General features: G+C 57.7%; 13 protein-coding genes. 5 read left to right on the forward strand and 8 right to left on the reverse strand.

Annotation, left to right across the window (positions count from 1 at the left end; translation table 11 throughout):
- From MUU56_RS31460 to MUU56_RS31480, 5 genes are all read right to left on the reverse strand, one after another.
- A partial coding sequence (locus MUU56_RS31460) for a lytic transglycosylase domain-containing protein (RefSeq protein WP_245082801.1) occupies positions 1-497 on the reverse strand: 497 nt, incomplete at its 3' end.
- Entirely contained in the window at positions 494-1051 is a 558-nt protein-coding gene (gene traF, locus MUU56_RS31465) for a conjugative transfer signal peptidase TraF (RefSeq protein WP_245082804.1), read from the reverse strand. The genes MUU56_RS31460 and traF, both read right to left, overlap by 4 nt.
- The gene (locus tag MUU56_RS31470; RefSeq protein WP_245082808.1) at positions 1048-2997 is read right to left on the reverse strand and encodes a type IV secretory system conjugative DNA transfer family protein; all 1950 of its coding nucleotides are present in this window, start codon (positions 2995-2997) and stop codon (positions 1048-1050) included. Before MUU56_RS31470 ends, traF begins: the two co-directional genes overlap by 4 nt.
- On the reverse strand, positions 2994-5333 hold the full coding sequence (gene traI, locus MUU56_RS31475) for a TraI/MobA(P) family conjugative relaxase (RefSeq protein ID WP_245082811.1): 2340 nt from the start codon (positions 5331-5333) through the stop codon (positions 2994-2996). Before traI ends, MUU56_RS31470 begins: the two co-directional genes overlap by 4 nt.
- Positions 5323-5700, reverse strand: a complete 378-nt coding sequence (locus MUU56_RS31480; RefSeq protein WP_245082814.1) for a plasmid mobilization protein — start codon at positions 5698-5700, stop codon at positions 5323-5325. The genes traI and MUU56_RS31480 overlap by 11 nt, the downstream gene beginning before the upstream one ends.
- Before the next feature lie 279 nt (positions 5701-5979).
- On the opposite strand from MUU56_RS31480, the gene MUU56_RS32985 reads away from it, so the two are divergent.
- The 5 genes from MUU56_RS32985 (at position 5980) to MUU56_RS31500 (ending at position 9173) form a co-directional block, all read left to right on the forward strand.
- Positions 5980-6339 carry a TraK family protein gene (locus MUU56_RS32985; protein WP_425314256.1) on the forward strand — a complete coding sequence of 120 codons (360 nt, stop codon included), beginning with the start codon at positions 5980-5982 and terminating at the stop codon, positions 6337-6339.
- A gap of 79 nt (positions 6340-6418) precedes the next feature.
- Entirely contained in the window at positions 6419-7144 is a 726-nt protein-coding gene (locus MUU56_RS31485) for a nucleotide-binding protein (protein ID WP_245082817.1), read from the forward strand.
- Between the two features lie 9 nt (positions 7145-7153).
- Complete coding sequence (locus MUU56_RS31490) at positions 7154-7612, forward strand: conjugal transfer protein TraM (RefSeq protein ID WP_245082820.1); 459 nt, start codon at positions 7154-7156, stop codon at positions 7610-7612.
- Positions 7613-7734: 122 nt separating this feature from the next.
- Complete coding sequence (locus MUU56_RS31495) at positions 7735-8166, forward strand: antirestriction protein (protein WP_245082823.1); 432 nt, start codon at positions 7735-7737, stop codon at positions 8164-8166.
- Between the two features lie 77 nt (positions 8167-8243).
- Positions 8244-9173, forward strand: a complete 930-nt coding sequence (locus MUU56_RS31500) for a DNA cytosine methyltransferase (RefSeq protein ID WP_245082826.1) — start codon at positions 8244-8246, stop codon at positions 9171-9173.
- Between the two features lie 311 nt (positions 9174-9484).
- Here MUU56_RS31500 and MUU56_RS31510 read toward each other — a convergent pair whose 3' ends face one another.
- From MUU56_RS31510 to MUU56_RS31520, 3 genes are all read right to left on the reverse strand, one after another.
- On the reverse strand, positions 9485-9787 hold the full coding sequence (locus MUU56_RS31510) for a helix-turn-helix domain-containing transcriptional regulator (RefSeq protein ID WP_245082831.1): 303 nt from the start codon (positions 9785-9787) through the stop codon (positions 9485-9487).
- Positions 9784-10128 carry a type II toxin-antitoxin system RelE/ParE family toxin gene (locus MUU56_RS31515; protein ID WP_245082833.1) on the reverse strand — a complete coding sequence of 115 codons (345 nt, stop codon included), beginning with the start codon at positions 10126-10128 and terminating at the stop codon, positions 9784-9786. Before MUU56_RS31515 ends, MUU56_RS31510 begins: the two co-directional genes overlap by 4 nt.
- A 1038-nt stretch (positions 10129-11166) precedes the next feature.
- Positions 11167-11709 carry a hypothetical protein gene (locus MUU56_RS31520; protein ID WP_245082835.1) on the reverse strand — a complete coding sequence of 181 codons (543 nt, stop codon included), beginning with the start codon at positions 11707-11709 and terminating at the stop codon, positions 11167-11169.
- Positions 11710-11711 lie beyond the last annotated feature (2 nt).

Consider the following 11711-nt stretch of genomic DNA (forward strand, 5'->3'; position numbering starts at 1 on the left):
ACGACCGTATCGGCCGATTGAGGGGTGATCGCCGGCACTGAGACCGGCGCTTGCTGCGCATGGATTCCGTAGCGGGCCAGGTAGCCGTTCTCGAAACCCTTGATGAAATTCCCGGTGTTGTAGGCGGACAGTGCTGCCGTCAGCGCTCGTTGCTGATCGGGATAGTCCCGAAGCGCAGCGCTGTAGAATTGAGTCAGGACGCGGGATCCTGCCGAAATGTTCGTGCACGGCTCGAACATTTCCTCGACGGTATAGCCAAGCGCGGCCAGGTTCCGGCTGTTGACCTGCATCAGTCCCATATCGACGGAATGGCCGTTCGCTATGTACTGGTAGACCATCTTCGCCGCGTCGGCCGGGCTCTCCGGTTTGCGCTCCAGACGACCACCATTGACATTGATGGCCAACGGATCGCCGGCACTTTCAACGGTGATGATCTGCTCGATGGTTGCAGGGGCCACATTCGGCGCACACGCGATAAAGATCTCCAGCCCGATCATGGCCGCGTCTCCATGACGGTCATGGTGGCCACGTCGCCCTTAATCAGAAGGGGCGCAGCGACACCGATTACCTTGTCGGTGCTCACTGGCCCGAAATAGCGGCTGTCGAAGCTCTTTTCGCTGTAGGACGAGAACAGCCAAATCTCGTTATCGCGCACCTCGTAGGTGCCATCCGGCCAGGCGGGCATATCGGGATTGGCATAGGTGTTGGGAAGAGGCTGTCCGTTCACCTGAGCGGGACTTCCGCTCTGTATCGTCACCGTATCGCCGGCGACGGCGGCAACCGGCTTGAGCAGGGCGGTAACCTCGCCAGGACAACTGCCCGGATCCAGATAGTGATGCTCGACCATCAGATCGACAATAGGGTGATCGGGAGGGCAAACCTCGATCAATGCACCACGCTCCAGCGCGGCACTCTGGCTAACCTGCCAGACGCCGGAAGGGGCTGAGGCGGTGAAATTCAGGCGGATGCCCTGAGCGTCGGCGACAATGGCGCCAAGCCCGATTGCTGCGGCGACCGCGAGGCCCGCCATACCAAAAGTGCGCTTATTCATTGGATTCTGAATGCCTCCCTTGGTGCCTGTTGTTCCCCTTCTTGCTGTGCCTGCTCGAAAAGGTGGGAAATGGTATCCGTGGTCCTGGGTGGCGGAATCTTTGACCGTTCTGAGAACACTGGATCCCGAAAATAGAGAATCTGAGTGCCACGGATCACGGGTTGCCCGGCGACGAAAACCAGCATTTCGCCCGGCTCCAGAATGTCGCCCTTGGAATCTTTTTCCGGCCCCGGAAGCCTCATGATCTCGTCAGCGGTCATCAGGGGACGCTGGATCTCCTGATAGCTGCGAGAAATGTTTTCCAGCATGACGCCGAAGCGCCGCCCAGATTCGGATACCTGCTCTTTAACGATAGTGGCTGTGCCGGTCATCCGGCTCATCCACTCGGCGGTTTCCAGCTTGTTTGGCGCGTAAGCTACCCTGACATGGCAGTTAGAAATGATGCTCTCGTAGTTCGTATAAGACTTGTAGAGCTGCTGCACGTCCTGCGTGATGATGTATGCCTTGATCCCGTAACCCGCGATGTAGGCCAGGGCGCTTTCGAATACGTCGAGCCGGCCAAGCGTTGGAAACTCGTCAAGCATCAGCAACAGGCGATGCTTGTGCACGGTCTTCGACCGGCCATCATCAAACTCCATCTTGTCGGCCAGGCTAAGCACGATCTGTGTCAGCAACAGTCGATTGAGAGGGCGCAAGCGGTCTGCGTTGCGCGGGGTCATGATCGAATAGAGAGACACCGGCCTCTCATGGTCCATCAGATCGGATACCTTGAAATCAACGCGGGTGGTGTTGTTACCGACTATCGGATCCCGATAGAGCGACAGGGCATTGTTCGCCGTGGATATGATGCTTCCCAGCTCACGGGCAGGCGTTCCCTGCATACGCCGGCCAACGCCGGCAATGACAAGTTTCGCCTCTTTTGCCGCCGCGTCATCGGTGCCCACGGCGATATCCCGCATTTCAGCAAAGAGCCCGGAAAGGGCTTTGGGATCCCCGTCTGGATCATCGACCAGTTCATTTTCGGTTTCAGGCGCAGCAAACTCCCCAACGCCCGTCAGCATCTTGGCAATGTCATTAAGGCCAGGTAGCCGGCCAACCTCATGGCTTTTGTACAGCGCATGAAGGATCAGGCCGACCAGTAATTCATATGCTGCACTGCGGAAATGGTCTCCTGCGATCCCGCGCCCATCATCATCGATCACCATCAGCGCAATGTTTTGCGTATCGCTGACCTGATAGCGCGTCTCGAACCGGATCTCTGCCAGCGCATTCCAGGAACAGCCGGCATCGGGCTCGGCGGGATCAAAGCGAAGAATGACGTTGTTCGCCTGACTTTTCCGCCATCCGGCTGTCATCGCGTAGTTCTCACCCTTTCGATCAAGAACAAAAACCGAATGGGGCCAGCTCAAAAGAGTGGGGACGACCAAGCCGACACCCTTACCCGACCGGGTAGGTGCCAACGCACAAATGTGCTCCGGTCCATCGTGTCGAAGATAATAGGTTCTGCCGCCCTTCGGATCTTCAAAAGCGCCGCAATAGACGCCCTGCCCCCGTCCTTTGCCGGTGGGCAGAAGGCCCGTATTCTTCACCTCGTCCAGTGTGGCGAAGTGAGCCGTGCCATGGACGCCAGCATGTTGCCGTGAACTGCGGGTAGCCAGCCCGACGCCGATGACAAAAGCCAGGACACCGACAAGCATGCCCAGCAGGAAGATAATCGCGGAAATGTTGTAAACGGTGGGAGAGGAATCGTAGAAGCGCAGCATCCAGCGCCACCACGCGAACGGTTGATATACCTGATCCCAAATAGGCGGCCCTAGGGCCGGGTGATAGGCGAGTTTTGAGGCAATGAACTGTGTGCAGGCCGCATTCACGCCGGTGATGTAAATGGCCAGAAGGACCAGGCCCTTGAATCGTGCTTTTCCTGTTGTTGAATTTTTGTCGTTCATCGCTCCATCGCTCTTGATTTATCGATAAACCGGCCTCGCGCATCGATCTCAACCCGACTGCCGATCTTCCACTTGCTGGCTTTGGCTGCGACCCTGGAACTTACGGGCTTCACCAGCAGTTCACCCTCGGCCTTGCCCTTCAAAAGCAGCACCTCCGATCCATCCTTCATTTTCCGCCTGCCCTCGTATGAAAATGAGCCTGCATCCGGCGATTGCCACAAACGATGATAGTGTATAGTCGATATTTTGTCGTCGCCTTGATAGTGTTTTGTAGATATTTTGTCACGCGCTTTGTTACGGCTCTCGATCCATTCCACAACAGATCCCGCTTTGCCCGCGCCCTGCTCCGGCTGCGCCGCCTCGCCTTTTGGTGCGCTCTGTCCAGCCTCTGGCCGTTCTTTCTGCTCGGCCATCGCTTCCTGTCTGGCTTTCTCCATGACAGGATCTGCAAAGGTCACGGCTACTTTGTGCAGCGCCGCCAGCTTCGCAACCTCGGACCGGAATTGATCGGTTCCCTCCACGATGAGGGGTTGCCCGGTAAACCTCTCGGCGGCCAGCGTAAGCGCGACAAAGGCGGCTCCAGTTGTGGCCTTTTGCGCTTGCACCTGGGTGCGACGATCGATGACCATGCCACCGTCGATGGTTCGATAGGTCACCGCGCCATCACGCCGCGCTGATGGTTTCAACGCGGCCAGAACGCGATCTCGCGCTTGTTCCGCCTTTTCAGCGGTCATCAGGTCACCACGGATACGCTCTTCTTTTGCCGCTCTGCTGCGCAGCACCGCGAGGGCATCTTCGTTCCCGCCTTCAGCCTGCTGGATAAGCCAATCCGCCCAATTTGGCATGGTCGTGCGGTTGTAAAGCTGCTCGCGCCGCTTCTTCATTTCGGCCTTGTGCTTTTGCTTTGCCGCTGCCGCCTGGTTGCGGATGGACAACTGCAACAGCTTGCGGGCGGTGCCTTTGACCGTGCGGGTGGCGAGTCTCTGGTTTGCCCGCCAGCTCCCAAGGCGGGCGTAATAATCGGCATCCTGCTTCCGCACGATCGCCATGCCCTGCTTGCGGGCTAACTGTTTCTCTTGGCGCTCGCGTTGATACTGAGCGAATAGCTGAGCGCTCGACGGGTGCTGATGAACGGGCCGCTGCGTGTAGCTTTTCTGTCTGTCTCTCTTCGGCTCGTTATCGGCTGCGCCCGTTGGCGCTTCAAACGGACCAAGCCGATCCGTCATCCGCTTCATTGATAGGTCACGGCTGCACTGACTGGCTCGTACCCATAGCGGGATCCCATCATCGCCAATGACAAGCCCTGCCCCTCGGGGCTTTATCGACAGACCATGCTCGGCGAGGGTGTCATGAACCTGTTGCCAGGTTTTTGCCTCGCGAAGGCTGGGCGCGATCTCACGGGAAACATAGGTCGCCAGCGTCTCAATACCGCTGAAGGATTCCACCCCTTTTGCGGCGCGCCCTATTCCGCCTGCTGCGCCATCATTTGCTCCAGGGCCATTTCTCGCCCGTCGCACGCCGTCAGCACGTTCTTCTCCTGATCGCTGTACACCAGAACGTGCATCGCCCGGCAGTAGCACCGTAGCTCCCGAGGCAGTACGTACCAGATGGCTGCTGGACAGGTTTCGCAGACCGTTGAGGGTTTCGGCCTCTGGTCGATCGGTAATCTGGAGATTGTGGGACTCTCGAAGATAGCGCCTGAATCGGCTGTCTCGATCATCAGGTCGCTGCTCGGGTCCAAGTCGGATTGCGTCTCTATCAGGTCGTTCATGCTGGTGGTCTCGTATGCCATGGTTCGTTCTCTGAAGGCCGTGCTCGACCTCCAGGCGCTCACAGGTTTCCATCAACCGCCTCTTGTCGAAATACGGCTCGATGTTCTGAAAACCCGTTGGGTGGACTTTGTTGATGGCGACGTGCACATGCAGGTGATCGGTATCGACGTGGACCGCCGAAATTCGCTGATGATCGGCGTAACCGATCGACGCGCACAACTCGTCCTCGATCTGGTTAAGCACGTCGAGGGCGGGCGTCTCGCCGGGGGGAAATGAAAACACCAAGTGATAGGTTTTGTCGTTCTTCGACCGGGTGTTCATCGCCTGGACCTGCTCGATAAGCAAAGTCGCCGCTGCTGGATCCTCGGTGGCGCAGTTAGAAACCCGGATCCCGCCTACCTTCTCGCCTCGGTCGTTCGTGCTACCGGCATTCATGTCGAGGATGTAATCGGCCGTCCGCTCCCAACTACGTGGATCCAGCCCGCCCTGGGCATTGACAACATACCGGATAAGGCGCGCCGGGCTGCTGGTCTGCGTCCGTGCAGGGATCCGCTTAGCGATCACGCATTACCCTCCCCATAAGGTCGAGCACCTGGCTTTGCAGAAGGCGAAATTCCTTCATCAGCCCTTCGACCTCGATAGGGTGAGCGCCCTCCCCCCGCTTCTCTGCCAACCATAGCTTGAGAAGCCCGGCAACACGGCCAAGGTCGCCGTTGACCTTGCCAAGTTCGCCCACGGCCTGAAGGTCGGCCACAGATCTGATCGGTTCATGCAGGCCAACGGCGCGCATGTACGCCGATAGTGAAAGTCCCGCCTGAGCCGCCTTGTCGCTCAAGTCGGCTTTCTCGTCAGGGGTCACCCAGACCTCGATCCTGTCGCGCCGAGGGCGGGTTCCCCTGCCCTTCGGTTTCGCTGCTTTGTCGTCCGCCATCGGCGCCTCTCTTCTTTGGTTCCTTCTTCAGTCGCGGCAGCGACCGTGTGCCTCGCAGAGCAAGATGCCGTCGAGCCGCAGGCGAGTAAGGGGTGGTGGTGGATCGGGAGGGGCGTTAGCCCGTACCGGTACAACACACATCTTGCCATCTCTCTCCCCACGATTATAGCGCATCGTAGGCTATGACGTGGCATTTCTCCTGCTTTTTGGCTTTCCATAGGCTATAATAGCCTATGGGCGGCTTTCGCCTTTATCATCAAAGACTTGGGGCTATTGATTTTGGCGACTGACAGGAAAAGGCGGAAAGGCATGGGGCGAGCGGCATTTCTCGCCCATTACGATGAAATCCGGCGACGGCTCGCCGAAGGTGAGCCCCAGATCGTCATTTATGAGGATCTGGAAGAGAGGATCGGGATCGGTTACCCGCAATTCTCTCTTTATTGCCGGCGCTTCATCACGCCGCCATCTTTTCCGTTTGGGCACCAAAATGGGGGGGCTGAGTCAGCTCCGGCGCAGTCTGCCCCCTCCCCTGCCGAAACGGATCCGGTGGGCTCTAAGGCAACTTCGCCCGCGCCCGCGAGGGTGAAGAAAGCTCCTTTCGAGTTCGACCCCCGCTACGACAAGGGCGAGTTGTACTAGCGCGAGACGGTTGGTTTTGGTTCGGGTGGACGCTATTAGTCCGCCTTGTTTGATAGTCTATACACTATAAGGTGGCGATATGAAAAACGTACATATGACCCTGCAAGGCAAGGGCGGCGTGGGCAAATCCCTGGTCTCGGCGCTGTTGGCTCAATACCTGATCGAGAAGGGGGAGCCGGTACGGGTCGTGGACACCGACCCGGTGAACATGACCCTGGCAGGCTTCGAGGCATTCAAGGCAACGCGGCTGAACCTGATGGACGGCGGGACGCTGATTGAGCGGAACTTTGACAAGCTGATCGAACAGATCCTGGAAGACGAAAGCCATTTCGTGGTGGACAATGGCGCGTCGTCCTTCATCCCCCTGAGCTATTACATGGCAGAGAACGATGCGTTCTCCGTTCTCGAAGAGAACGACCGCCATGTCATCATCCACAGCGTCATTACAGGTGGACAGGCACAGGCAGACACGGTGCATGGCTTTAACGAGCTGGCCCGACAACTGCCCGAAGGGCCAGAGATTGTTGTGTGGCTGAACGAGTACTTTGGCGAGATCGATGCTGACGGCAAGTCGTTCGAACAGATGAAAGCCTACCAGCAGAACAAGGACAAGGTTCGCGGGATCGTGAGGATCCCACGGCAGACCGGAAGCACCTTTGGCGAGGACATAAAGCAAATGCTCGAATCGAAGCTGACGTTTGCCGAGGTGGCGCAGTCGGAAGCCTTCGGCCTGATGGCGAAAGCCAGGCTCGCAAAGGTGCGCAAGACGATTTTCGACAGTCTTGCGGCCGTCCCGGTCTTGTAAGGGGGAACCATGAATCTGGACTTTGATGAAATCCGCAAAGAGGTCTCTTTGCGTCACGGGGTGCTGTTGGGCCGTGACGATCCGATTCTTGTCACCGTTACAATCAATGAAATGGTGTTGAGCCGCTATCTGGAACTGGCGGCAAAACAATACGATGAGGCCAACCGCTCGCTGACCATCACCCTTCAGCAGCAGGTGGAACAATCCAAGCAAACGGCCGGGAAGGTCATCACCGACGCGGGCGATTACATCGCCCAACAGGTGAAACATTCCACGACGATCGCTCTTCAGGAAGCACTGACGACAATCCGGCAGCACACGACTGAAGCCCAAAGTGTCGCTCGACAAGCCCTGACGGCGGGCGATGACGCCCATACGGCAAAGAGCGGAGCGGTCATAGCCGCCTGTATTGCAGGGGTTGCGGCGCTGCTATCCATTGCAGCCCTAGCCATGGTGGTGCTGAGCTAGTCCGCCTCACCCTCGGAATTTGATATATTTATATCAAGATATATAGATATCTAGGGCGCAATGCCCTATAATGCGTATTCAAGGCCGGGCACTTCGCTCAGGTCCACAACCGGAGAACTCCGATGAATACGCAACTCCCCTCCCCCATTGCCGCATCACTCGTCGCCGATGATCAGCGGTTAAACTTCCTCCCCAAATATTTCGGCTCAAACCTGATGCTCAGCGGCGAAGGGCAGATTTTCAGTTGGATGCGCAACCTTTGCCCTGGCTATAGCGGCGCGTTCTGGGAGTTCTACGAGCTGTCCAATGGCGGGTTCTACGCCGCCCCTTCCCTGCCCGGCCCTCTGCGGATCGTTGTGGAAGGCAACGGCCACAAAGGGGAACTTTCGGCCGACGCTTGCGGGATTGTGGTAACCCTTTTCGCGCTGAACACTCTTTGCTGTGCCTTGGCGGAGACTGGGCAGGGCGATCACCTGGCCGATCACTACTATCAGCTTCGCGAGTTCGCTTTGCAGCACACCGAGCGTGAAAACATCCTCGCAGCCATCGACTGAACCACTCCGGCCCCGGTTTACGCCGGGGCCATTAAGGCCGGGCTTTGTGCCCTGGTCACCTACCGGAAACGATGATTATGAATACCACTGCAATCGACCTCTTCGCCGGATTCGGCGGTTTTACTGCTGGTGCCAAGGCTGCCGGCGTTCACGTTCTTTGGGCCGCCAATCATTGGCCCTCTGCCGTCGAGTGGCACACCGTCAACCATCCTGACGCTATCCATGTGTGTCAGGATCTTCACCAAGCCAATTGGGGCCTCGCTCCGGCCCACGATATGCTGCTAGCCTCTCCCTGCTGCCAGGGGCACAGCCCCGCTCGTGGTCGCGCAAACGGCAACCCACAGCACGATACCTCGCGAGCCACGGCCTGGGCCGTGGTCTCCGCCGCTGAATACCATCGGCCTCCCGTGCTCATTGTTGAGAACGTGCCGGAATTCACCCGATGGGCGCTTTACCCTGCCTGGCTTCAAGCCATGGGAGCATTGGGCTATCAGTGCGCGCCGCATATCGTAGACTGCGCGGATCTCGGAGTGCCCCAGAACCGGGTCCGGCTCTTTCTGGTATGCACCAAAAGTAAGAATCCGCTGCTCCTGCAATTGCCCCAGTATCCTCACGTCCCGGCCAGCAGCTTCATACGCTGGGATAGCGGGAAGTGGTCTCCTATCCGCAAGGCGGGGCGCAGCGCCGCCACCAAGGCCCGTATAGGGCGTGGATGGCGCGCACTGGGCAAGGGCCGTTTCCTGATCCCTTACTATGGGAGTGGATCCGGCCTGACGGGCCGATCGGTGGAGCGTCCTATTGGCACGATCACGACGATTGATCGCTGGGCGCTGGTAAAAGGCAATAAAATGCGGATGTTGAACGCTGATGAAGTTCTGGCGGCGCAGTCCTTTCCAGAGGGTTTTAAGCGCCCTACGGACCACCGCCTGACAGTGCACATGGCGGGCAATGCCGTCCCGCCCCTCGCCGCGCAGCGCGTCATAGAAACCGTTCTAAGGGCCGCATGATGGCCCTCGATACAATCGACAGGAGAAAAGCGCATGAACATCCGCCCTGAATGCTTTCGGCCAGGTGAAGACTGGCTCCGGCCAAATGGCCATGAGATTCGCGAGGTTCTGGCGCTGGCTGGGCTTTCCGGAAGCCAGGCAGCTCGTATCCTCGGGCTTGGCCATCAGGGTGGTCGAACAGTCCGGCGCTGGACTGGCGATGACTCACCTATCCCCTTCGCTGCCTGGGCAATCCTTTGTGACCTGGCGGGACTGGGCGCGATCTGGCGCGAGTCACCACACGCATGATATATAGCTATCCATATATCATGCTATCCATGCTGCTGGATGGGCTGCACCGCGAGGCGCAGCCCCATGGTCTTGAGGATTGCCGACAGGCTACGGATCTCCGGATTACCCTTTGCAGAGAGGGTTCGGTAGATATGTGTCCCGTTCATTTGCGCCTTCTCGGCCACCTTTGACACACCGCCAAATGCCTTAGCCATCTGGCGAAGCGCGATTAGTAGCTCGGCCTGGTCGCCGTCCTCAAGAATGCTATTCAGCAGCTCGACCGCATAGGCTGGATCTTTGCGGAAAACCTCGGCCATCGCGTCGTCATGTGCTCGATCTTTCATCGCTGTTTCTCCTGTTTCAGGTTATTGCTGCGCTGCCAGTCCTTCCAGTATTCGCATGCTTTCGAAATGTCGGCGTCCTGCGAACGCTTGATACCGCCGCACAGCAACAGAACCACGGCTTTGCCGGCCTGCGCGTAGTAGACGCGATAACCCGGCCCAACATCGATACGAAGCTCCCACACCCCTTCTCGGCATGGCTTGTGATCGCCGAAGTTGCCCAGCTCGGCGCGGTAGATGCGCCGGTCGATGGCGATTTTCGCCTTGCTGTCCTTCACCTTATCGCGCCAGTCCGCGAACACATCGCGGCCTTCGTCGGTGATGTAGTGCTTGATATCGAACATACGCCATTTTCGCTTATACGCGAATTCCCGTCAAGGGAAATCTAGCTTTTTTGATATAAAGATAGCTATATATCATACCCCTTGGGATCCTCTTTTGGTGCATTAAAAAACCCCGCCTGGGCGGGGCTATACCGTGGATGCAGTGACACGTTTTATCCAGCAGCCTGGCTCTGGTTGTTATCCTGCCTGACCTCCTTAACTCTCCGTGTGCAACTTGATAGGATCACCCCAATCTCCTCCCGCATTTCTTCGGCACTCAGGGAGAATGAGGTCATCGCCTCGATCTCCTCCAGCGCGCTTTGGCGTATGGCTGCAACCTGTCTCGCCCTGCTTAGATCAGGGCTCAGACGTTCGAATTTGGCTTGTTTTGTCATTTCTATCACCTCTCTGTCGGTGGTTGTGCGCGGTGTTGATCACCGCTGCCCTGTGAATAATTATAGTCCTGATCGGGACTATACCAAAGGATTCCGCCCCTTTCCCTTAGATCGTTTTGCTATATAGCTATCTATATATCATGATATCTGGTGGCGTTCCTTTTGGTGCATTAAAAAACCCCGCCTGGGCGGGGCCTTCCGTCACTCTACCCTGATGCTGACCCGCCCAGTATCCATGCTGGCATTACCCCATTTAGTGGGGTGGCCGATCTGGCCGTATTTTTTACTCTCGGTCGAGAGGCCGTTATCTTCATAGAAGGCTGCACGGACACCGAAACGCCTTTTGATGGCCCTCTCGATGGCGACCTGGTCGTCGTCCGTGCGGTGCGTGCTGGTCCATTCTGTGTGGTCCCCGTAGCACTGCCTAATAGTTACTGTTTTCACGATGATCACCTCTCGGTCGGTGGTTGTGCGCGGTGTTGACCACCGCTGCCCTGTGTAGAATTATAGTCCTATTCGGGACTATAGCAAAGGATTCCGCCCCTTTCCCTTAGATCATTTTGCTATATAGATAGCTATATATCATGATATCCGAAAGCGTTCCTTTTGGTGCATTAAAAAACCCCGCCTGGGCGGGGCTATACCATGGATGCAGTGGCACGTTTTATCCAGCAGCCTGGCTGAGGTTGTTATCCTTCACCGGCGCGCCGGAGTACTCGGGGTGGCGCTTGCGCAGCGCAACGATGGCCCTGTCAAGGCCAGCAGCATCTGGAATGTGGCAATACGCGCCCTTACCACCAATCCGATTAATGGCATCTGGATCGTAAATCTCTTTCGCGTGAACGAAACGCGACTCCACGCTGCGGCCCCAGCCATCCAGCAAGTCAACGCGATTTCCAGGGATTTCGCTGTGACCACACTGCACCGGGTAGATCCGCGTTACCCGGATCCGGGCTTGTCCAATCTGACGCTCATAGGAAACGCGCTCCCACCATTCCGTGTACGCCGCCACCTGCTCTTGCGTCACGGCATTAATATCCAGGCCAGCCGCCTCGGCCTGCTTCACGGCCAGATCCTCAATGCCAGAAAGGTCGTGGCGGCCGCACTGGGGCTCGATGAAGATGACGCTGAGCCCAGACCGGCTGAGCTTGGTTTTCTCTCCAAGGGCTGCGAACATCGCGGCCTGGATGGTGATGATCTTGCCCATGG

The sequence above is a fragment of the Shinella yambaruensis genome, from assembly GCF_022899355.1.
In the GTDB taxonomy this organism is placed as follows: Bacteria; Pseudomonadota; Alphaproteobacteria; order Rhizobiales; family Rhizobiaceae; genus Shinella; species Shinella yambaruensis.

Bases quoted from the DNA above. Each gene is read 5' to 3' on its own strand.
- traF (WP_245082804.1), bottom strand. From the start codon at position 1,051: ATGAATAAGCGCACTTTTGGTATGGCGGGCCTCGCGGTCGCCGCAGCA.
- MUU56_RS31470 (WP_245082808.1), bottom strand. From the start codon at position 2,997: ATGAACGACAAAAATTCAACAACAGGAAAAGCACGATTCAAGGGCCTG.
- MUU56_RS31480 (WP_245082814.1), bottom strand. From the start codon at position 5,700: ATGGCGGACGACAAAGCAGCGAAACCGAAGGGCAGGGGAACCCGCCCT.
- MUU56_RS31485 (WP_245082817.1), top strand. From the start codon at position 6,419: ATGAAAAACGTACATATGACCCTGCAAGGCAAGGGCGGCGTGGGCAAA.
- MUU56_RS31490 (WP_245082820.1), top strand. From the start codon at position 7,154: ATGAATCTGGACTTTGATGAAATCCGCAAAGAGGTCTCTTTGCGTCAC.
- MUU56_RS31495 (WP_245082823.1), top strand. From the start codon at position 7,735: ATGAATACGCAACTCCCCTCCCCCATTGCCGCATCACTCGTCGCCGAT.
- MUU56_RS31500 (WP_245082826.1), top strand. From the start codon at position 8,244: ATGAATACCACTGCAATCGACCTCTTCGCCGGATTCGGCGGTTTTACT.
- MUU56_RS31510 (WP_245082831.1), bottom strand. From the start codon at position 9,787: ATGAAAGATCGAGCACATGACGACGCGATGGCCGAGGTTTTCCGCAAA.
- MUU56_RS31515 (WP_245082833.1), bottom strand. From the start codon at position 10,128: ATGTTCGATATCAAGCACTACATCACCGACGAAGGCCGCGATGTGTTC.
- MUU56_RS31520 (WP_245082835.1), bottom strand. From the start codon at position 11,709: ATGGGCAAGATCATCACCATCCAGGCCGCGATGTTCGCAGCCCTTGGA.